At 52.0% G+C, this 19,034-nt stretch carries 19 protein-coding genes; 12 read left to right on the forward strand and 7 right to left on the reverse strand.

Annotation, left to right across the window (positions count from 1 at the left end):
• The first annotated feature begins 75 nt into the window (after positions 1-75).
• The gene (locus tag ATI45_RS04820) at positions 76-1,002 is read left to right on the forward strand and encodes a DNA replication terminus site-binding protein (RefSeq protein WP_098418497.1); all 927 of its coding nucleotides are present in this window, start codon (positions 76-78) and stop codon (positions 1,000-1,002) included.
• A gap of 47 nt (positions 1,003-1,049) precedes the next feature.
• Here the strand turns inward: ATI45_RS04820 and ATI45_RS04825 are convergent, their stop codons facing one another.
• Positions 1,050-1,658 carry an ATP-dependent zinc protease gene (locus ATI45_RS04825; protein WP_098418498.1) on the reverse strand — a complete coding sequence of 203 codons (609 nt, stop codon included), beginning with the start codon at positions 1,656-1,658 and terminating at the stop codon, positions 1,050-1,052.
• A 260-nt stretch (positions 1,659-1,918) separates the two neighbouring features.
• On the opposite strand from ATI45_RS04825, the gene ATI45_RS04830 reads away from it, so the two are divergent.
• Positions 1,919-3,331: a TrkH family potassium uptake protein gene (locus ATI45_RS04830; RefSeq protein WP_098418499.1), complete on the forward strand. Its 1,413-nt coding sequence runs from the start codon at positions 1,919-1,921 to the stop codon at positions 3,329-3,331.
• Between the two features lie 79 nt (positions 3,332-3,410).
• Here ATI45_RS04830 and ATI45_RS04835 read toward each other — a convergent pair whose 3' ends face one another.
• On the reverse strand, positions 3,411-4,604 hold the full coding sequence (locus ATI45_RS04835) for a 1-acyl-sn-glycerol-3-phosphate acyltransferase (RefSeq protein ID WP_098418500.1): 1,194 nt from the start codon (positions 4,602-4,604) through the stop codon (positions 3,411-3,413).
• 322 nt (positions 4,605-4,926) lie between these two features.
• Between ATI45_RS04835 and recQ the strand changes: the two genes are divergently transcribed.
• The 5 genes from recQ to selD all read left to right on the forward strand — a co-directional run bounded on the left by recQ (position 4,927) and on the right by selD (position 11,947).
• A complete protein-coding gene (gene recQ, locus ATI45_RS04840) occupies positions 4,927-6,786 on the forward strand; it encodes a DNA helicase RecQ (protein ID WP_098418501.1) in 1,860 nt (619 codons plus the stop codon).
• A gap of 117 nt (positions 6,787-6,903) precedes the next feature.
• Positions 6,904-8,430 carry a bifunctional GNAT family N-acetyltransferase/carbon-nitrogen hydrolase family protein gene (locus ATI45_RS04845; protein WP_098421653.1) on the forward strand — a complete coding sequence of 509 codons (1,527 nt, stop codon included), beginning with the start codon at positions 6,904-6,906 and terminating at the stop codon, positions 8,428-8,430.
• A gap of 91 nt (positions 8,431-8,521) precedes the next feature.
• On the forward strand, positions 8,522-8,788 hold the full coding sequence (locus tag ATI45_RS04850; protein ID WP_098418502.1) for a hypothetical protein: 267 nt from the start codon (positions 8,522-8,524) through the stop codon (positions 8,786-8,788).
• Positions 8,789-8,870: 82 nt separating this feature from the next.
• On the forward strand, positions 8,871-9,626 hold the full coding sequence (locus ATI45_RS04855; protein WP_098418503.1) for a hypothetical protein: 756 nt from the start codon (positions 8,871-8,873) through the stop codon (positions 9,624-9,626).
• Positions 9,626-11,947: a selenide, water dikinase SelD gene (gene selD, locus ATI45_RS04860; RefSeq protein ID WP_098418504.1), complete on the forward strand. Its 2,322-nt coding sequence runs from the start codon at positions 9,626-9,628 to the stop codon at positions 11,945-11,947. Before ATI45_RS04855 ends, selD begins: the two co-directional genes overlap by 1 nt.
• Here the strand turns inward: selD and ATI45_RS04865 are convergent.
• On the reverse strand, positions 11,935-12,405 hold the full coding sequence (locus ATI45_RS04865) for a hypothetical protein (RefSeq protein WP_098418505.1): 471 nt from the start codon (positions 12,403-12,405) through the stop codon (positions 11,935-11,937). The two genes, selD and ATI45_RS04865, sit on opposite strands and share 13 nt — an antisense overlap.
• A gap of 194 nt (positions 12,406-12,599) precedes the next feature.
• On the opposite strand from ATI45_RS04865, the gene ATI45_RS04870 reads away from it, so the two are divergent.
• From ATI45_RS04870 to ATI45_RS04880, 3 genes are read left to right on the forward strand one after another with little or no spacing between them, the layout of a single operon-like run.
• Positions 12,600-13,517, forward strand: coding sequence for an ABC transporter ATP-binding protein (locus tag ATI45_RS04870; protein WP_098421654.1), 918 nt, complete (start codon positions 12,600-12,602; stop codon positions 13,515-13,517).
• Between the two features lie 19 nt (positions 13,518-13,536).
• Positions 13,537-14,298, forward strand: coding sequence for an ABC transporter permease (locus tag ATI45_RS04875; RefSeq protein ID WP_098418506.1), 762 nt, complete (start codon positions 13,537-13,539; stop codon positions 14,296-14,298).
• Positions 14,299-14,330: 32 nt separating this feature from the next.
• On the forward strand, positions 14,331-14,807 hold the full coding sequence (locus tag ATI45_RS04880) for a DUF192 domain-containing protein (protein WP_228735934.1): 477 nt from the start codon (positions 14,331-14,333) through the stop codon (positions 14,805-14,807).
• Here the strand turns inward: ATI45_RS04880 and ATI45_RS04885 are convergent.
• Entirely contained in the window at positions 14,804-15,595 is a 792-nt protein-coding gene (locus ATI45_RS04885) for an enoyl-CoA hydratase (RefSeq protein WP_098418508.1), read from the reverse strand. The genes ATI45_RS04880 and ATI45_RS04885 overlap by 4 nt on opposite strands.
• 205 nt (positions 15,596-15,800) lie before the next feature.
• On the opposite strand from ATI45_RS04885, the gene ATI45_RS23000 reads away from it, so the two are divergent.
• Positions 15,801-15,935: a hypothetical protein gene (locus tag ATI45_RS23000; RefSeq protein ID WP_267283853.1), complete on the forward strand. Its 135-nt coding sequence runs from the start codon at positions 15,801-15,803 to the stop codon at positions 15,933-15,935.
• 24 nt (positions 15,936-15,959) lie between these two features.
• On the opposite strand, the gene ATI45_RS04890 is transcribed toward ATI45_RS23000, so the two are convergent.
• Entirely contained in the window at positions 15,960-16,445 is a 486-nt protein-coding gene (locus ATI45_RS04890; RefSeq protein WP_098418509.1) for a DUF1456 family protein, read from the reverse strand.
• Positions 16,446-16,565: 120 nt separating this feature from the next.
• On the opposite strand from ATI45_RS04890, the gene ATI45_RS04895 reads away from it, so the two are divergent.
• Positions 16,566-17,570, forward strand: a complete 1,005-nt coding sequence (locus tag ATI45_RS04895) for a TerB family tellurite resistance protein (RefSeq protein WP_228706208.1) — start codon at positions 16,566-16,568, stop codon at positions 17,568-17,570.
• A gap of 103 nt (positions 17,571-17,673) precedes the next feature.
• Here ATI45_RS04895 and ATI45_RS04900 read toward each other — a convergent pair whose 3' ends face one another.
• Together ATI45_RS04900 and ATI45_RS04905 are read right to left on the reverse strand one after the other, a co-directional pair.
• Positions 17,674-18,321 carry an alternative oxidase gene (locus ATI45_RS04900; protein WP_098418511.1) on the reverse strand — a complete coding sequence of 216 codons (648 nt, stop codon included), beginning with the start codon at positions 18,319-18,321 and terminating at the stop codon, positions 17,674-17,676.
• Between the two features lie 138 nt (positions 18,322-18,459).
• Positions 18,460-18,924 carry a GGDEF domain-containing protein gene (locus ATI45_RS04905; RefSeq protein ID WP_098418512.1) on the reverse strand — a complete coding sequence of 155 codons (465 nt, stop codon included), beginning with the start codon at positions 18,922-18,924 and terminating at the stop codon, positions 18,460-18,462.
• Positions 18,925-19,034 lie beyond the last annotated feature (110 nt).

Raw genomic sequence — 19,034 nt, forward strand, 5'->3', positions numbered from 1 at the left:
AAATTGCTTCAGGCACGTTAGGTGTTTATAGTGTTAATGCATGTTGGTATAGTTTTAACAAAAAATAGGGCGCAAATGGCTTATTCTCCTTTACAACTGGACACTATCCAGAAAATTGTCCTGGCGGTTGAATGCCTGGAACAACATTGTGCCGACGCCAAACGCCTGCTGGCGCAAGCTGCTCTGGTACAGTGCCGCATCTATCAAATTCCACGCACTGTTCGTGAAAACGAGAGCCAACCTGTTACCGCTATAAAACCCGCCGCTCTTTCCGGAACAGACGCCTTTAATGCGGCTCTTCACGCGCTGACTGACTGGTACGGCGATCCGCAATACAGCACCAAAGTTGTCAACCGAATTCCGGGAGCGATGGTGCTAGCCAAGGTGGATGAAAGTCGGGTTTTAGATCGAATCAGTGACATTAATCGCAACAAGGCCGCTATAGAATCTCTAATCCCGAGCCTTGGCAACCGGGACGACCGTTTCGAACTGCTGCACAGGCATTTTCCCTGGCTGATTCTGGCCCAACTTACCCGGCGTTTGCAGGTTTTACCCTGCTCTCCCCCACTGCAGTCCTGCACCTTTACCTGGGGCATAAAAACAGAGATTAAAAAGATGACGGTGGATCAGGTATGCGAGAGGCTTGAGTCATTTCGGCAGCGCCCGCGCTCGACGATTGATGACGTCCCCTGGGACATCAAGATTGACCGAGAAATCATGTCTATTCGCTCATTACCGGCATCCGCACAACTGCGGTCGCGCCGAGTACTTCGTGTTCGCCCCTTGGCGAACCTCCGCTATCACGGGATTGACGATGAACCGGCAGAAACCTACATGCGCGAAGCCCACACGCCTATCCTGATCCTGAATCCCAGCCGGCCGGTCAAGCTGGGGACTTTGAAAAACTACGATGTGCAAACGCGAAGCGGTCGCCAGCGGCTCAAAGACCGCGGGCACTATGAGAAAGTGAGTGATTTGTTACCCATTTACCTGCAGTCGTAAACCTGCACCGCGACGGCCCCTTAAACAGCGGCCGTCGCGGTGCAGGTTTACGATTCAGCTTTGTTGTTTTCTGCAATTTCTTCCAGGCTGATAAACTCACATTCTTTGCCAGCAATAAAACCGTTGGCGGAGTCCACCAGAATGTTGTCATCGCTCATGAAACGACGGCCCAGAAGCACCGGGTAAGAAAATTTTGCGCGGTCAGCCAGTGAAAATTGGGTTGTGTGCATTTCGCCCGACACGCAAAAGTCCATGTTTACCACATAGCGCCGCTGCGAAGGCGCACCCTTGCGTTTGATCAACACAGTCCGCTCCACCGGCATTTCAAATTCCAGTACTACTTCGTCATGGCTTATTTTCCCTTCGCTGGGCTGGTCTTCGTGGTCGCCCAAGGGCAACTGAAAGCTAACCCAACGTTCATCGCCTTTGTCGAACTCCTCAACATTGACCGCGTGCAGCGATGACGTCTTGGCACCCGTATCCAGCCTCGCCTTTAGCCTCGCTCCGGTGTCTTGCATGACCACCCATTCCACAAACCCAAGCGTTTCAGCAGGGCGTTTACCGCTCTCATCGTCTTTGTCTTGGGCGCTGACTAAGGGCGAGCACATAAGCGCGGCGACAAATGCAGTGGCAATTAATGAACGTGCATGGGTCATATGGGGTCCTGTTTTACGAAAAATGGCTTGTGGATAAAATGACGGTTCCCAAGATAACCTCCGACAAAGAATGACAAAAGCATCAGCCCATGGTTTTACGGCGATGTAATTGACCGGTAATCAGGGCGATGAACAGCCTTGTTCCCGGCCCGCCAAGTTGCGGAGCTGGCGCCTCGGGAGTATCCTTGGCCGTCTTTGTATAACCTCGATTCGAGTGCCGTTTGAGAAACCTCACACCCGTTGTCTTTATCATCAGCGTTATGTTTATACTTTTAAGTATTTTCATGATCTTACCGCCACTTATTCTGATGGGTTCTGACGCTCCTAACAGTGCCGCGTTTATGGAATCGGCGGGTATTGTGTGTGTATTGGGGCTGCTGGGCATACTGGCAACCTATCGCCAGTCCAGAGACTTGAAACCGCGTTTTATGTTCGTGCTTACCGTGTCAAGCTGGTTCTTCATCGCCATGTTTTCGTCGCTGCCTTTTTACCTGAGCGATAACAACATATCGGCGGCTAACGCTTTTTTTGAAGGTACCTCGGGCATCACCACCACCGGTGCAACGGTATTCAGCGGCCTGGACTCTATGGACCGTGATCTACTGCTTTGGCGTTCTATTCTGCAATGGATTGGTGGTATTGGCATTATCGGTATGTTCGTTGCTGTACTGCCGTTTCTGCGGGTGGGCGGCATGCGCCTGTTTGCGACCGAATCGTCAGAGTGGACCGACAAAGCTCTGCCCCGGATGAAAACCCTGAGCCGTGGATTATTAGGGGTTTATTTACTGTTCTCTGTAGCCGCGGTAATGACTTACTGGGCATCAGGCATGACCTTATTTGATGCTTTTAACCACGGTCTGACGAGCATCTCTACCGGCGGCTTTTCTACTTCGGATTTGTCTATGGGCAAATTCAACGACCTAATTCTGTTGGAATCTACGTTTTTCATGATTTTAGGCAGTGTGCCATTCTTTCTGTTCGTGCGGGAATTGCACGGCCAGCGCGGCGTGTTGTTCCGTGACCAACAGGTGCGGCTATTTCTGACTATCCTGCTGATTGTGCCCGCGCTGCTAACGTTGTATCGCTGGGCGGTATCTGCCGTTCCCTTCGATCCAGTTAGCAATTACATATCCACATTGTTTAACGTTACTTCTGTGGTCACCACCACCGGTTACGCGTCGGAAGACTACTCCGCATGGGGCCCGTTGGCCTTTGTGGTGTTTTTCTTTTTGATGTTTGTGGGCGGTTGCTCCGGCTCCACGTCTGGTGGCATGAAGATATTCCGCTTTCAATTGTCAGTGATTGTTCTGCGTGAGAACCTGATGCGCCTGCTTCATCCCCGGGCGGTGTTAACCCGCAATTACAACGGTCGCGCCGTCAGCGACGAAATTATTACTTCGATGATCGCCTACACCTTCATTTTCCTGCTGTGCCTGCTGGTTTTGACGGTGTCGTTGGCCGCTTTGCAGCTGGATTTCATCACTTCTTTGTCCGGTGCGCTGACGGCTCTGACCAACGTTGGCCCGGGCTTGGGTGACATCATAGGCCCTGCCGGAAATTTTGGGCCGCTGCCAGATGCCGCCAAGTGGATGTTGGGCGTAGGTATGCTGATGGGACGGCTGGAAATATTGAGCGTGGTAGTGGTGCTTTCGCCGGCTTTCTGGCGCAGTTAAACTGGCCGCGCCCAAGCGCGGCGGTTCCGTTCTTTCCAGTCAATTCCTGCCAAGTTCTAGTCAAACTATAGCAATATTATCAAGTACTTATGTTAGCTGTGCTCCTAGCGTTCAGCGCGCTCGTTACCGGGTTAGCGTACATGTCCAGCAGATAGGGCCGCGCTGATTCTTCACAAGCATTTAGACGTTTTTGCAGCTCGTTCTCAGCCGCTTCCAAAGCCTGGGGCGTGCAGCTTGCGGCTGCAGCCAGCGACGCAAACAGTCCGGCCTCTACCGGCCCCCTGCCCGCAGCAGCTTCACGCATCTGATACGCCACCAGATTGGATGGGTGCAAGTGGTAATGGCTGTGAATTTCCCGGTCAATCCGCGCCGCCAACGCTTTTGGGTCAGCCTCTGCATCCTCAATGGGTGCGCCGAAGTGCACGTGTACGTGGCCTTTAAAACCGGTTAGTCCACGCATAATCTGGCTGGTATCTTCGCCTTCTGCTTTCAGGTAGGCACCGGTGCGGGCCCGGGTTTCCAGCTCATTGGCTTTATCCAGATCACAGGGATCAAATTCGTAGGCAATCGAAACCGGCACAATACTCAACCGGTTCATCGCCGTTTGGAAGTCCAGTCCCAATTTTTTCGGGCTCATGTGGAACATCTTCACAATAGCTGGATCTGTGCGGTCTATACCGTCTTTAGCCCGCCCTTCACGTTGCGCAATCCAAACGCCGTTGTGGGTCTCGATGCTGTGATTGATAAAACCGGACAGCATAAGGTAGGCGTCGCGTATTTCCCTTGGGCTGGTCATGCTACGCCGCACCACAAAGCTCTTGTTCAATCGCATCATTTCGGCAAATACGCGATTTTCAAGCAAATTATCGCCAATAGCGATGCGAGTGGTTTTTAACCCTTGGTTGTACAACAAGAAATTCACAATCATTGGGTCAAACACAATGTCGCGGTGATTACAGATGAACAGGTGAGTAGATTCCTGTTCTAAATTCTGCAACCCACTCTGGGTAACCCGGGTGGTGGTTTTTCCAACCAGTTCGCCAACATAGTCCGACAAAGACGCTTGCAGATCGTCAATACGAGTGAAACCACCAAAACGGCGGCGCAACCAGTAACTCACAATCCCCCGCAGCATCGCCGGCGCCCAGCGTGCAGCTCCAGGCGATTTGATGCGGCCAATCAAGTTCAGAAATTCCCGATCGTGCACTAATCGTTGTATTACGGCGGAAGTCTCCTCGTCCGAGTAAGGACGGATGGCATCAAATTTCTGCATTAATAGTAAAACCTTGTGTTAGTCGAAAGCCGCGAGCCTCGGTAAGAATCACGCTTTTGCAGAGGCAATAAATTTTTGGCTCTATTGTATCGTTTTAAAAGCCGATTTTCCTTAACCGTTAATAAAGCGGTACGAATTTCCGCTGCTTCTTTGCTCTTAAATGACGACGCTGACGTAATGAAACCTGGTACAGGCACGTATCAACAATCCTACGGGGCAAAACACCCACCCTAAAATCTGCTATGATTCTGCCGCAGAAATACACAGTGCCGCCCGGTCGGCGCTGCTCCATTCAGGCGGCTTGCGGGTAAACACGTTTATTATGTACTCCCATCAGGACTTCGAACAGCTCTCAAGCGAACGACCTACAGCCGTGCAGACCCCGGAACAGGTGCTGCATGAAGTGTTTGGCTATGACAGCTTCCGCCCGTTACAGGAGGACATCGTAAAAGAGCTGTGTGCCGGCGGCGATGCGCTGGTGCTTATGCCCACGGGCGGCGGTAAGTCCCTGTGTTATCAGGTTCCGGCCCTGGTACGCCCGGGCACCGGTATCGTGGTATCGCCGTTAATTGCGCTAATGCAAGACCAGGTAAATGCCCTGAACGAATTGGGAGTTCGAGCCGCCTTTTTGAATTCCACCATGGACTTCGAACAAGCCCGGGCGACCGAATATGCTCTGATGTCGGGTGAGCTGGATTTGCTGTATTGCGCCCCGGAGCGGCTGATTCAGCCCCGCACTATAGAGCTGTTACACAATACCTCCATCGCTCTGTTTGCAATCGACGAAGCTCATTGTGTTTCACAGTGGGGTCACGACTTCCGTTCGGATTACTTGCAGCTGAGCATGCTGGCGCAAACTTTTCCCGACATACCTCGTATAGCTTTGACGGCCACTGCCGATGAGCGCACCCGCAAAGAGATTGCCGAACGCCTGTCGTTAACTCAGGCCCGGCATTTTATTAGCGGTTTTGATCGCCCTAATATTCAGTACAGAATTACGCCAAAAATTAATGCTAACAAACAGTTACTCGACTTTATTAAAACCGAACATGAAGTCGATTGCGGCATCGTTTACTGTCTTTCCCGTAAAAAAGTAGACGCCACCGCAAAGCTATTGCAAAGCAAAGGTTACAACGCTCTGCCCTATCACGCTGGCTTGGCCGCGGATGAGCGAGCATCAAACCAGAACCGTTTCCTGCGTGAAGACAGCATTATTATTGTGGCTACCATCGCGTTTGGTATGGGCATAGACAAACCGGATGTGCGCTTTGTCGCCCACCTGGACTTGCCAAAAAGCCTGGAAGCTTATTATCAGGAAACCGGCCGTGCTGGCCGCGACGGTAAACCTTCCACCGCATGGATGGTTTACGGCCTGCAGGATGTGATCAAACTGCGGCAAATGCTGGAAACATCCCAGGGTAACGATCATTTCAAACGGGTTGAGCGGCAAAAGCTTGACGCCATGCTGGGCCTTTGTGAGGTTACCGGTTGCAGGCGCAAGGTACTGCTGAACTACTTCGGCGACGAACTGGACCAACCCTGCGGTAATTGCGATACCTGCCTGACGCCGCCGGAGACCTGGGATGGCACCGTTGCCGTACAAAAAGCTCTGTCTTGCGTATTTCGCACCGGTCAGCGTTTTGGTGTGACCTACCTGATTGATGTGCTGCGTGGGTCTGAAAACGATCGCCTTGTTCAAATGGGTCACCAGCAGGTATCCACTTACGGAATCGGCAAAGACTTAACCGCCAACGAGTGGAAATCGGTGTTTCGCCAACTCGTGGCAAACGGCTATCTGAGAGCAGATCCAGACGGTTACGGTGCGTTGCAACTGACTGAACTGTGCCGCCCCCTGTTGAAAGGCAACGCCAGCGTTCAATTACGTAAAGACCCGGAGCCGCCAAAAAGCACAGCGAAAGGCAGCTCACGCTCCGCTGCATCGGTGCGGGAGCAGATTACCGATCACGACGGTTGGGAAGCGCTGCGCGCATGCCGTAAACAGTTGGCCGATAAGCAGGGCGTGCCGCCCTACGTTATTTTTCACGACACCACGCTGTTCGACATGCTGGAGCGCAGGCCTTCCACCTTGGGCGAGCTTGCCGAAGTTAGTGGCGTAGGTGCTGCCAAGCTGGAAAAATACGGGGATCTTTTCTTGCAGACGCTGAACAGCATGCGCGCCTGAACGGAACGTCATGCCTGCTTTTTCCGCTTCTGTTAGACTCAATCGTCTTTTACTCTCTGGAAGCGCGTGTTTTCACCGCGCCACCAACTGACTGAACGCCCAGGGGAGCCGCTGTTTATGGCCCACGAAGAACTGCATTTAAACCTTCGCAACCTGACGCTGGATGATTACAACCAGCTGCAGATACTGATGGATCGGGTTTACCACGATATCGGTGGCTCCTGGCCCCGCGATACCATCAAAGCTCTGGTAGAACAGTTTCCGGACGGTCAGATCTGCATTGAAGAAAGTGGCGAACTGGTGGCCGTGGCGCTGACGGTAAGCGTGCAATACGAAAGGTTCAGTAATCCGCACACCTATGATGACCTGATCATGCGTGACGAAAAACTCCGACACGACGCAAAAGGCGATTCGCTGTACGGGCTGGATATTTTTATTCACCCGGAATATCGCGGCTACCGCTTGGGCCGCCGGCTTTATGAAGCCCGCAAAGAGCTTTGCCGCTCCATGAACCTGCGCGCCATTCTGGCTGGTGGGCGCATCCCGTATTATCACAAGTACAAAGACCACTGCACGCCGGCCGAGTACATCGAGCGGGTGAGCCGTAAAGATATTTACGACCCGATTCTGAGCTTTCAGTTGTCTAACGAGTTTCAGGTCACCCGGTTGTTGCACAAATATTTACCGGAAGATGAGAAATCTCTGGGCTATGCCACCCTATTGGAATGGCGGAACATTCTGTATGTTCCCCCCTCATCTGTGCTGAACACGCGTAAAACTCAGGTTCGCATGGGCGCCGTACAGTGGCAGATGCGTGAGTTCGCATCGGTTGAGGAAGTGCTAACACAGGTTGAGTATTTTGTTGACGCGCTGTCGGATTACAAAAGTGACTTCGCCTTGTTTCCAGAGTTTTTTAACGCGCCTTTGATGGGCCTGACCGATCAGGTTGATCAAACCCGCGCAGTGCGTTTCCTTGCTGGGTTCACAGAACAGTTCCGTAATGAAATGTCTGACATGGCAGTCAGTTACAACATCAACATAATCACCGGTTCAATGCCGCTGATTGAAAATGACCGGGTTTATAACGTCTCTTACCTGTGCCACCGCGATGGCCGTGTAGACGAACAGCGTAAAATTCACATCACCCCACACGAACGCCGTGACTGGGTGATTGAAGGCGGAGACGAGTTCAAAGTATTTGAAACAGACGCCGGCCGCGTCGCTATTATGATTTGCTACGACATTGAGTTCCCGGAGCTGGGGCGCATGGCAGCCGAGCAGGAAGTAGACATTATTTGCGTGCCATTCTGGACCGATACAAAAAACGGTTATCTGCGGGTACGCCATTGCGCCCAGGCGCGCGCTATTGAAAACGAATGCTATGTGGTCATTACCGGCAGCGTTGGCAACCTGCCAAAGGTAGAGAACCTGGATATCCAGTACGCGCAGTCTTCAGTATTCTCGCCCTCAGACTTTGGATTTCCCCATGACGCGGTGATGGCAGAAACCACTCCGAACACCGAAATGATAATGTTCTCGGATATGGATCTGTCAAAACTGACGCTGGTGCGTAATGAAGGCTCGGTGACCAACCTGAAAGATCGCCGGGTTGATCTCTATCAGCTAAAAACAAAACCATTCTGAGAGTGGGTTGAAAAACCGGTCGAACCTTGTACTTTAGGGAGTGAGCAACAAGGTTCGTCAAAAGCTGACATGACGGCAGGAATCTTTACTGATGAATGAGGCATTGCCCGATTTACGCGCCCGCTTCCATTTTCGGCGCGGGTTGTTTCGTAAGGAACGTGTGGATGTTCCAGTGTTTGAGTTGGACACTTACGGTTGCGTATTGAAAAGTGACAAGGTGTTTGCTGATCCGGATGCGCAAAAAAATCCCCATCTGACAGACCGCTTACATCGCATTCGCAGTGTGTTAACCAGAAAGCAGTCTATTCGGTCCCGCCGCTCATCAGGACCCGGCGCATCGTTACAGAAGTCGGCCTGAACCAGCTCTGTCGAGATTCTTAGCTATTCAGTTGTTCCATTCACCGCAAATGTATTGCCCCAACCCGCCTGAGGACACCATCATGGCCAAAAAAGAAAAGCCAAAAAACGTCGAGAAAATTGAAAAAAAAGTGAACAAAAAGTTCGCTAAAACCACATCGCACATTGAAAGTCTGTTTAATGATGCTCTGAAGCAGTTCGACAATCTGCAATCCCAGATAAAAGAGCCTGTGCACAAGCTGCGTAAAGACATTGACCAGTTGCGCGATCGCGAAATGAAGCGCTTTAACGACGAATTTGAGCGTCGGCTTCAGGAGTTTCAAGAAATGCAGAACAGCCTGCTGGAACGATTGGGCATTGGACGCGCCGATGAAGACAAGCCGGACAACAAGAAACCAGCGTTGCCGACTCCTGCAGCACCCAAGAAGAAAAAGGCAAAGTCTGGGTCTGATGTAGCCCCGGAATCCGCTTTATCAAAATCAGAAACACCTAAATCGAAAGAACCTAAAGCAAAAACACCGAAAAAAACCAAGGCCAAAGACGCACCTGAAACTGCTTCTGCGCCTGCAACTGCTGAAACACCGGTAAAGGCACCGGCAAAGGCGCCTGCTAAAGCTCCAGCGAAAACCAAGGCAAAAACAACTCAACTGGCAGATCCCTCCGACCTGACCCGAGTCAAAGGCATTGGCCCCGCTACCCAGAAAAAAATGAACGAAGCCGGGTTGACCACTATCGGCCAAATTGCCTATCCCAGCGCTGAAGACCAGGAAAAGCTGAAAGCGTTTGCCAGCATAAAGGGCTTTGACCAGCTGGCGACTGAAGCCAAGAAAATCGTTTAATGAAAAAGCCTGATCAGCCTGTATTACAGGACATTGTCCTGATTGGCGGCGGGCACAGCCACGTCGGGGTTCTGCGGCAGTTCGCCATGAATCCCGTACCTGGCGTGCGTTTAACGTTGATTTGCCGCGACACTGACACACCCTATTCTGGCATGCTGCCTGGTTACATTGCCGGCCACTATAGCCATGACGACGTCCATATCGATTTAAGCCGACTGGCCGAGTTTGCCGGCGCACGCTTTTATAGGGACGAAGCCATCGGCCTGGATGCTGCTGCCCAACGGGTTATGTGCCGAGACCGCCCGCCCGTCAGCTACGATTTGCTCTCGATCAACATCGGCTCGTCACCACGCACCGCCGATGTGAAAGGCGCCGCCCAACACGCAGTGCCAGTGAAACCTATCAACCGTTTTAATCGGCACTGGCTGGACTTGCTTGACCGCATAAAACAACACCAGGGCCCTTTCACGCTGGCTGTGGTAGGCGCCGGCGCTGGCGGCGTTGAAATGGCGCTGGCCATGCAATACCGCTTGCAGAACGAGCTACGCAAGCTTGCCAGCCAGTCGGTAGAGCTCCATGTGCACATAATGGATGCCGCTGACACCATATTGCCCACCCACAGCCCAAAAGTACGTGCAGTGTTTGAACGCACCCTGGCCGAGCGGGGTGTGACTGCTCATTTGGGTGCGGCAGTCACCGAAGTAACCGCCCGGACCCTACAAATTGAAGGCGAAAAATCCCCCTTAATGGCGGACGAAGTACTCTGGGTAACCCGTGCCGGCGGCCCGAAATGGCTTGCCGAAACCGGGCTGGCGTTGGATGACGGTTTGTTTATTCGGGTTCGCGATACGCTTCAGGTTGAAAACGACGATCGGATTTTTGCGGTTGGCGATATCGCCAACATGATTCACCACCCACGGGAAAAAGCCGGGGTATTTGCCGTACGCCAGGGTAAACCGCTGGCGGACAATCTGCGCCGGATAGCCCTTGGCAAAACGCCGTTGAACTATCACCCTCAGAAAAAATGGCTGGCGTTGATTTCCACCGGTGACCGCTACGCGGTGGCCTCGCGGGGAAAACTGAGCGTATCCGGCGCGTTGGTGTGGCACTGGAAAGACCAGATCGACCGTCGCTTTATGAAGAAATTCAAAGAGCTGCCGGCCATGCCCAATAAGCTGGTTAAACCGAATACCGACGCTGCACGCTCCACCGAAGACGCTGCCCAGGCGCTGTCTTTGGCCACCATGCGCTGCGGAGGTTGCGGCGCTAAGGTCGGTAGCACGGTATTGTCCCGCGCGCTGTCGAAGCTGCAACCGGTAAACCGCGATGATGTAATTGTTGGCCTTCACGCTCCGGATGACGCAGCCGTATTGCGCATGCCTCCGGGCAAAGCCATTGTGCAAACGGTGGACTTCTTTCGTGCCTTTATTGATGACCCCTACCTGTTTGGCCAGATTGCCGCCAATCACAGCTTGGGGGATATTTTTGCCATGGGTGCAACGCCGCAAAGCGCTACGGCTATCGCCACCGTGCCCTATGGCATCGAAAGCAAAGTGGAAGAGCAAATCTACCAGATGATGGCAGGCGCTGTGTCGGTGTTGAATAACGCCGATTGTGCTCTGGTGGGCGGGCATACCGGCGAAGGCCAGGAACTGGCTCTGGGGTTTGCGGTGAACGGCTTGATTGATCCAGATGTGCTGATGAGCAAGGGCGGAATGCAACCCGGTGACACCATTATTCTCACCAAGCCCATAGGCACCGGTACTCTGCTGGCCGCACATGCGCAGCTTATTGCCAAAGGCCGTTGGATTGACGCAGCCCTGCGCTGCATGGTTCAGTCCAGTGCCAGCGCTGCCGAGTGTTTTCAGCAACACGGCGCGACAGCTTGCACCGACGTTACCGGCTTTGGTCTGCTTGGGCACCTGGCAGAAATGCTACGTTCCTCAAGTTGCGCTGTGGAGCTAAATCTTGGCGCTATACCGCTACTGGACGGCGCTTTAGAAACCAGTAGCCAAGGCATTCTAAGCTCGCTTCATGCGGCCAACAGCAGCGCAGCCAGCCGTATTGAGCAGGTCGGCCAGTGGCAAAATCATCCGGTTTATCCGCTGCTGTTTGACCCGCAAACCGCAGGAGGTTTGCTGGCAAGCGTGCCTGCGAACAATGTTGAAGATTGTTTAATGGCATTACGTCAGTGTGATTATGCTCACGCCGCGATTGTCGGCGTCGTCAAAGAAGGTGCAGAATCGGTTGGAGAAAGACCCACAAGCGGCGGTGAAAATGTCGCCAACACCGACATAACCCTAGTGGATCAGTCGGCCTGAAACACCATCCTGAACAGCGGTTGATCGGCCAGCGGCGTCATGCCTTTTTGCAAGTCTACGCGCCAATTCATAGCGTCGCCGGTGGTACAAAAAGGCGCGGAAAATTCGGCGTAATAGTCATTGCCGTTGCGCACCAGCGGCACCGGGTATTCGCCCATGTACATAGACTCGCCGCGCAACACCACTAACAGCGGCTGAGGCGCCCCCGGGGCAACAATATCGAGGCGGTAATTGGTCTCGGTGTCGTTATTCGTGGTGATGTCAGACAGGCTTACCCGCCAGTTTTGGCCCTGTTGTTGCCAGTCACATTCGCTCTGCTGAAGGTTACAGATGCTGGTTTGCTGCCCGGTCTTTTCGCTATTCGAGCTATCCAGCCAGCGCAGCGCCAGAACAGCGACGGCAATCAATACGATAATCAGCCCTATTTTCAAACCCGAAACCTTTATCCCACGTATCATTGGCACACCTTGCTGAGGAAATCGGCATTATGGACAGTTCTGCCGCTCATTCAAAGGTTTCTAAAGCGACCGAAGTCATGACAAAATGATCGCTTGCTATTGTTCAGCCAGTGTTTACCTATTTGAAAACAGACCATCGTTTACTTTTTTTAAAACAGCCCAGTGTTTACTTTTTTTTAAAACAGGATAGTGCCGTGCAACCGGAAATTTCCGTAAAAAATCTCAACAAATCCTACGAAAGCGGCTTTCAGGCCCTGAAAGACATTAACCTCGACATTAGCCGCGGCGAAATATTTGCCCTACTGGGCCCCAACGGCGCGGGAAAAACCACGCTGATCAGCATTATCTGCGGTCTGGTGAATATGTCGTCGGGTCAGGTTCTGGCGGCGGGTAACGATATCATTCGCGACTACCGCAAGGCTCGGCAAGCCATCGGTCTGGTGCCGCAAGAACTCGCTACCGATTCGTTTGAAACCGTTTGGGCCGCTGTCTCCTTCAGCCGAGGATTATTCGGTAAGCCGGCAAATCCGGCTCACATTGAAAAAATATTGAAGGCATTGTCGCTGTGGGACAAACGCAACAACCACATAATGACGTTGTCTGGCGGCATGAAGCGCCGAGTGATGATTGCCAAAGCTCTGTCTCACGAGCCACGTATTCTGTTTCTGGACGAACCCACCGCCGGTGTCGACGTAGAACTGCGCCGGGACATGTGGGCGCTGGTGCGGCAACTGCGGGAAAGTGGCGTCACCATCATTCTGACCACCCACTACATCGAAGAAGCCGAAGAAATGGCGGATCGTATCGGGGTTATCCGCCAGGGTGAAATTATACTGGTGGAAGACAAAAACCGGCTTATGAGCAAGTTGGGGAAAAAAGAACTGCGCCTGCAATTGCAGAACAAACTCGAGTTTTTACCCCCCGAATTGGCTGCGGAATCCCTGGAGCTGTCAGAGTCCGGCCAGGAACTGATTTACACCTTCACCCAACACGAGCAGACCGGTATTGCCCAACTGCTGAGAACCCTGGGCGACCTTGGCATTGAATACCGCGACTTAAGAACTCGGGAAACCTCCCTCGAAGATATATTTGTTGGGCTGGTGCGTGAATGAACACCCTACGGAGAACGGCATGAATTTTTACGGCGTAAGCGCCATCTATAAATTTGAAATGGCTCGCATGCAGCGAACCCTGATGCAAAGCATACTCTCGCCGGTGATTTCCACGTGCTTGTATTTCGTGGTTTTCGGTTCGGCCATAGGCGCTCGCATGGGCGATATTGGCGATGTGCCTTATGGCGCATTTATCATCCCCGGGTTAGTCATGCTGTCACTGCTGATGAACAGCATTTCCAACGCATCTTTCGGCATTTACATGCCAAAATTTTCGGGCACCGTCTACGAGGTGCTGTCGGCGCCTATATCCTATATCGAGGTGGTACTGGGTTACGTGGGTGCTGCGGCCACAAAATCGGTGATACTGGGGTTGATCATCCTGGCTACCTCTAAGTTTTTTGTCGATTACAGCATTTTGCACCCGTTCTGGATGGTGTCTTTTCTGGTGCTCACCTCCGTCACCTTCAGCCTGTTCGGCTTTATTATTGGCATTTGGGCTGACAATTTCGAAAAGCTACAAGTTGTACCGATGATGATTGTGACTCCACTGACATTTTTAGGCGGCACATTTTATTCCATCGACATGCTGCCAGAGGTCTGGCAAACCATCAGCCTGTTCAATCCCGTGGTGTACCTGATCAGTGGATTTCGCTGGGCATTTTTCGGCGTGTCTGACGTCCACATTGGCGTTAGCCTACTTATGACGCTGGGTTTTCTGACCGCCTGCTTAGTGACCATTAGTTGGATTTTCAAAACCGGATACAGACTGCGCCCATGAACCTGGTCGCGTTAAAACCAAGACTTATCGCTTTGAGTGTATCGCTGCTAATGGTGGCGTGCACCACGGGCGCTCAAGCCCTGGAGTCCCAGCTGTTGCCGGCGCAAGCAGCATGCTTTTTGAGTAATGAACAGAGCATTGCCGTTAGCCTGGAGTGGGCCGAAACAACAGAACAGCGGCGCATCGGCTTGATGGGGAGGGAAACCCTGGAAGAACGCAGCGGTATGCTGTTTAACTACGGCAGCCTTCAGCCTGCTGAGAACAGCTTCTGGATGCGCAACACACTAATCGCGCTAGACATTGCTTATGTAAACGAGCAAGGAACGATTATGGCCATTAATCGGATGGAGCCGTGCGAATCTGTAGCAGCGTTCAACTGCCCAACCTACCCTGCGGGCGCCGAATTTGTTCAGGCCGTAGAGATGAACGCCGGTTTTTTTAGCCGTTATCAGTTAACTCTGGGCGATCGCTTACAGACAGACCCGGCGCTTTGTCCCAATAAATCCTAGCGATCCTGCCAGTTGGCCGGCCGCTTCGCCAGAAACGCACAAATGCCCTCTTCCGCATCCTCAGCTTCCAGATTCTTCGCCATAACCTGCGAGGTGTAGGCGTAGGCCTCGTGCAGGGGCATTTCAAGCTGACGGTAAAACGCCTGTTTACCAATTTTCAGGGTGTGGCCAGATTTGCTGGCGATTGTCGCCGCCAGCTGCGCAACCGTGTTCTCCAGTTCGCTGTCGGCAACCACCCGGTTTACCAGTCCGATCTGCTCAGCACGGGTGGCACTGATCATCTCGCCGGTGAGCAACATTTCCATAGCGTGTTTTGGTGATACGTTGCGGGACAGCGCCACCATCGGCGTGGAACAGAACAAACCTATATTCACCCCGGGCGTTGCGAAACGCGCCGTCTCACCGGCAACCGCCAGATCACAACTGGCCACCAGCTGGCAGCCGGCCGCGGTGGCTACGCCATCAACTCGGGCAATCACCGGTTTCGGCAAATTCACAATCTGCTGCATCACCGTGCTGCACAGTTCAAACAGCGACAACATAAACGGCGTACTGCCGAGCTGACCCTGCACCTCTTTCAAATCGTGACCGGCACAAAACACTTTGCCACTGGCGGCCAAAACTACAACCCGCGTGGCGGCGTCATCGGCCAATACCACCAACTGATCATGCAACGCTTGCAGCATCGCCATCGACAAACTGTTACGACCGGCTGGATTATTCAAGGTCAGCGTGGTTACGCCGTCCGAATTATCGACTAATAGCAGGGAATCCGATTCAGACGTCATGATGCTATCCTCTTATTTACAATTTTTATTCAGAACGTTATGTTGCGCCTTCAAGTATTGAATAGCCTGACAATCATGTCGACGCGACATTCGCAGCATGACGGAAAATTCATGCGCCAGAGCTTGAGATTCTCTTGCTTGACCGACAACCTACTCTGAATCATCAAAAATACACAGTGACTGAAAACCTGACGGGGATATACCCATGAACAAATCCAATATTCTGAAAGCCGTAGTCGGGCTGGCGATCATCATCGGGGGTGTGCTGGTGATACTGGAAGACAATCCACAGCCGCCCACGGGAGACATCAACCGGATTGAGCCCTTGCCGGAGCAGTAACCCGGAACGGTGCTTGTGAATATTTTATAGTTCCGAAGCTGAATCACTATGGTTTGGCCGTACCTTGCGCTGCAAGCCCAGCAAAAAGTTTCGAAGAATCTGGTCTTTGCACTCCCGGTAATTCTTATTACCTGGCTTGCGGAAAAGCGCACTTAATTCATGGTTACTTAATTGAAACTCTACCAACTGAAAAATAGCTAGAATATCGTCAGCCTTTAAATTTAAAGCAATTCGCAGCTTCTGGAATACAATGTTATTATTCAGCTGTTTTTCTGGCTCTGGTTGCTCACCATCGCGTTTGCCACGCTTATAGATAATGAAGCCATTAAGAAAAACGGCTAGAGCTGCGTCATTTAGCTTGAGAAAAGTATCGTCCTCGTCTTTTTTCAGCCAGGCAGAAACTTGCTCTTCGGTTACGGTAAAATCGGCCAAAGCAAAGATTTCAATCATTGTACTGTCGTTTAAATCAAAGATATAACGTACACGGCGTAAAACATCATTATTGGTCAAAATGTAATCCCTAGTCTTAGGTGAATCCAGCTCAGTCAAAACAGTCTTTTAGAAGACTTTATTTTACCATAATTGCAACTTCTGGCCCGAACCGATTGTCACCTCTTTCACGATTTTCTAATGTTCATTAATCTCAACCTTTCCTGTGGCGGCAGATTAAATTCGATGACCGATTCTCAGCCAGAAGACGTGATGCAAAGCGTCGAAAAGGTGATTCAGGACCCCCTTCGATTCAAGCTGAAACTTGACATCGGCGAGGATGCTTACACGTCGCTAAAGCTCAAGAAGCACTTCCTCGACAGTGTCGATGCAGCTACCGGCGCAACAACGGGCGTCGCCGTTGCCCATTCGTCGTTGGTCGCTTCAACCTTTTTTACTCAATCGGGGCTTCTGGGCGTGTTGGGTATTGGCACTGCCGCCACACCGGTTGGTTGGGCCATAGCCGCAGGTGTCGCTGGTGCAGGGCTGAGCATTGTCATCGGCAAATATTTTGTTCGTGGATCGTCAGGCCGAGTAAAATCGATTCCGGATTTTATCAATACGCCTCTGGATATTTTAGCCACTGGCCTTTTCGACATGATCGCCATGCTGGGGGTAAAACTGGCCGCCATGGATGGCAATGTGAATCACCAAGAGCGAGAGTTTATTAAGTCCTATTTTGTAACCCAGTGGGGCTATGACATAACCTTCGTCGATAAAGGCCTCTCGCTGATCGAGTTACAGGCTGACCAGTACACCGTGAAGGGAATAAGCGAGCAGCTCGCCCGCTTTAAAAAAACCAACCCTGACTGCAACTATAAATCCATGTCTAACGAGATCATCTCGTTTCTTACCGGCGTGGCAGAAGCGGACGGAGCCATTGACGAGCGCGAGGAGATGGCCCTGGAACGTGTCAGCACCATTTTCCTGACCGTAAACTCTTTCTCTACAACTGTATCCGAGGGTGCGAAGGCAGGAATGGAAGGCCTGAATCGTCAACGGCAATCTGCCCTGTCGGGCATAGCGGCTGGAATTCAAGCTTCGAAAAAAAGTTTTGGTTCTTTAGGACAAAAATCGAGGACCGTATTTTCCCGGCTTGGGCGTAAAAAAAATACCAGCGCGCCTAAGGTTCCTCCACAGGAGTAGCCGCGCCCCTAAGATTCCATACCATAAGAGGCGACGGCACTGGCACTGCACATTCACTCCAACTATTTAATTAAGAGCCTGGCCCGAAAACCAAGACGCGTGATCAATGATCAAAACTATCGGCAAAGCGGTGGTTAACATCCCGATGACCCGCTTCATCAAGCCTGACCACTATAATGACATCGCGCAAAGTCGCATCGGCGGGCAATTGCCAATAGTCAATTGCAATCTGCGGAGCGGGCACGTTTTCCAAACGGCCACTATCCACCTCGGCCAGGTATTCGCTATAGCTGTACACTGCCTCTTCTTCAAAATAGCCCACTAACCGATGAGCTGTGCGGCCCGAAACAACATAGAGAAACAAAAAGCTGGTAAAGAAAACCCCCTGCGCAAGCAAAATCAGCACCCGTTCCAAAAAGCTGGGCTGAGCAATTTGTACAAACGTCATCAGGTGCATGCGTTCGTTTTCAGCCTCTTCCAGCAGCGTGTGGATCCATTCCCGATTGTCTTCCATCCGACGAAGCGAGCGCATGTGCCCCACCATTCCGCCGACCATCCCGGGTACTGCGGCCACGGTTTCCAAAACCACCGCACGGTGACCATAGCGCTTTGCAAAAAAAAGGTCCGCAAAAAACCGCAACAGCCTGGTTAAGCGAAAGGCCACGCGGTCAGAAAAGCCCGACGGAGTGTGGTGTTTACTCAGCGGATCGCTGTTGTGTGTTGCTGCAAAAGACCCCGATGCTTCGTTCATGTCAACGATCTCCAAATTAAGCGTACCAAGACCCAAAAAAAATACTGCCGATGTGGGGAACGTTCGCGTCACTTATAATTACGAGGTTCACCAACCAGTTAGATCACTGTCCCTTGCATACTACTCGAATGTAATCATTTACTTTCTAGACGCTGGTGCTTGCCCCCCTCTGTCAACCTCAACGCGATTACGTCCGTGCTTCTTAGCTCGATAAAGTGCTTTATCGACACGGGCAATCATGGTGTCTGCGTTTTCATCTTGTTGGTGAACAGCGACCCCCAAGCTGGCATTGAGTACCCTTTTTTCAGCAAATTCGTGTTCCGCAATTCGCTTTCTAATTTGCTCGGCTAGATTCTCGCAACCCTGTAGATCCGTGTCAGGGCAGATGATAAGAAACTCTTCACCGCCCCAGCGCCCGACAATATTGCTTTTACGAATAGATTGATCTTCAAGTTGAGCCTGCACATCATGCACTCCCTTTCCGATGGCGACGCCGACCAGGGCGGCCAGCACCGTATTGGATAAGGATTTGATGTTGGTCGGCGTGTTCAGGCCCCTGTTCTTTAAATCCAGCGCCAAAGCCCAACTAGAAAACCATTGCATAACTGCAAGCGCCCCTAAGTCAGCACCTACATTCCGGCTCGCCGATTGCACACACTGACTTACTCACCCACTCCATGAGGAATCGGCATAACACCAACCGAACGAGCACA

It is taken from the genome of Marinobacter sp. LV10MA510-1 (assembly GCF_002563885.1).
Lineage (GTDB): Bacteria > Pseudomonadota > Gammaproteobacteria > Pseudomonadales > Oleiphilaceae > Marinobacter.

What these genes read in the sequence shown, in the direction of transcription:
- ATI45_RS04825 (WP_098418498.1), bottom strand. Translation starts at nt 1,658, where the DNA reads ATGACCCATGCACGTTCATTAATTGCCACTGCATTTGTCGCCGCGCTT.
- ATI45_RS04895 (WP_228706208.1), top strand. Translation starts at nt 16,566, where the DNA reads ATGTTCATTAATCTCAACCTTTCCTGTGGCGGCAGATTAAATTCGATG.
- recQ (WP_098418501.1), top strand. Translation starts at nt 4,927, where the DNA reads ATGTACTCCCATCAGGACTTCGAACAGCTCTCAAGCGAACGACCTACA.
- ATI45_RS04885 (WP_098418508.1), bottom strand. Translation starts at nt 15,595, where the DNA reads ATGACGTCTGAATCGGATTCCCTGCTATTAGTCGATAATTCGGACGGC.
- ATI45_RS04855 (WP_098418503.1), top strand. Translation starts at nt 8,871, where the DNA reads ATGGCCAAAAAAGAAAAGCCAAAAAACGTCGAGAAAATTGAAAAAAAA.
- selD (WP_098418504.1), top strand. Translation starts at nt 9,626, where the DNA reads ATGAAAAAGCCTGATCAGCCTGTATTACAGGACATTGTCCTGATTGGC.
- ATI45_RS04830 (WP_098418499.1), top strand. Translation starts at nt 1,919, where the DNA reads ATGTTTATACTTTTAAGTATTTTCATGATCTTACCGCCACTTATTCTG.
- ATI45_RS04835 (WP_098418500.1), bottom strand. Translation starts at nt 4,604, where the DNA reads ATGCAGAAATTTGATGCCATCCGTCCTTACTCGGACGAGGAGACTTCC.
- ATI45_RS04850 (WP_098418502.1), top strand. Translation starts at nt 8,522, where the DNA reads ATGAATGAGGCATTGCCCGATTTACGCGCCCGCTTCCATTTTCGGCGC.
- ATI45_RS04820 (WP_098418497.1), top strand. Translation starts at nt 76, where the DNA reads ATGGCTTATTCTCCTTTACAACTGGACACTATCCAGAAAATTGTCCTG.
- ATI45_RS04845 (WP_098421653.1), top strand. Translation starts at nt 6,904, where the DNA reads ATGGCCCACGAAGAACTGCATTTAAACCTTCGCAACCTGACGCTGGAT.
- ATI45_RS04900 (WP_098418511.1), bottom strand. Translation starts at nt 18,321, where the DNA reads ATGAACGAAGCATCGGGGTCTTTTGCAGCAACACACAACAGCGATCCG.
- ATI45_RS23000 (WP_267283853.1), top strand. Translation starts at nt 15,801, where the DNA reads ATGAACAAATCCAATATTCTGAAAGCCGTAGTCGGGCTGGCGATCATC.
- ATI45_RS04875 (WP_098418506.1), top strand. Translation starts at nt 13,537, where the DNA reads ATGAATTTTTACGGCGTAAGCGCCATCTATAAATTTGAAATGGCTCGC.
- ATI45_RS04905 (WP_098418512.1), bottom strand. Translation starts at nt 18,924, where the DNA reads ATGCAATGGTTTTCTAGTTGGGCTTTGGCGCTGGATTTAAAGAACAGG.
- ATI45_RS04865 (WP_098418505.1), bottom strand. Translation starts at nt 12,405, where the DNA reads ATGATACGTGGGATAAAGGTTTCGGGTTTGAAAATAGGGCTGATTATC.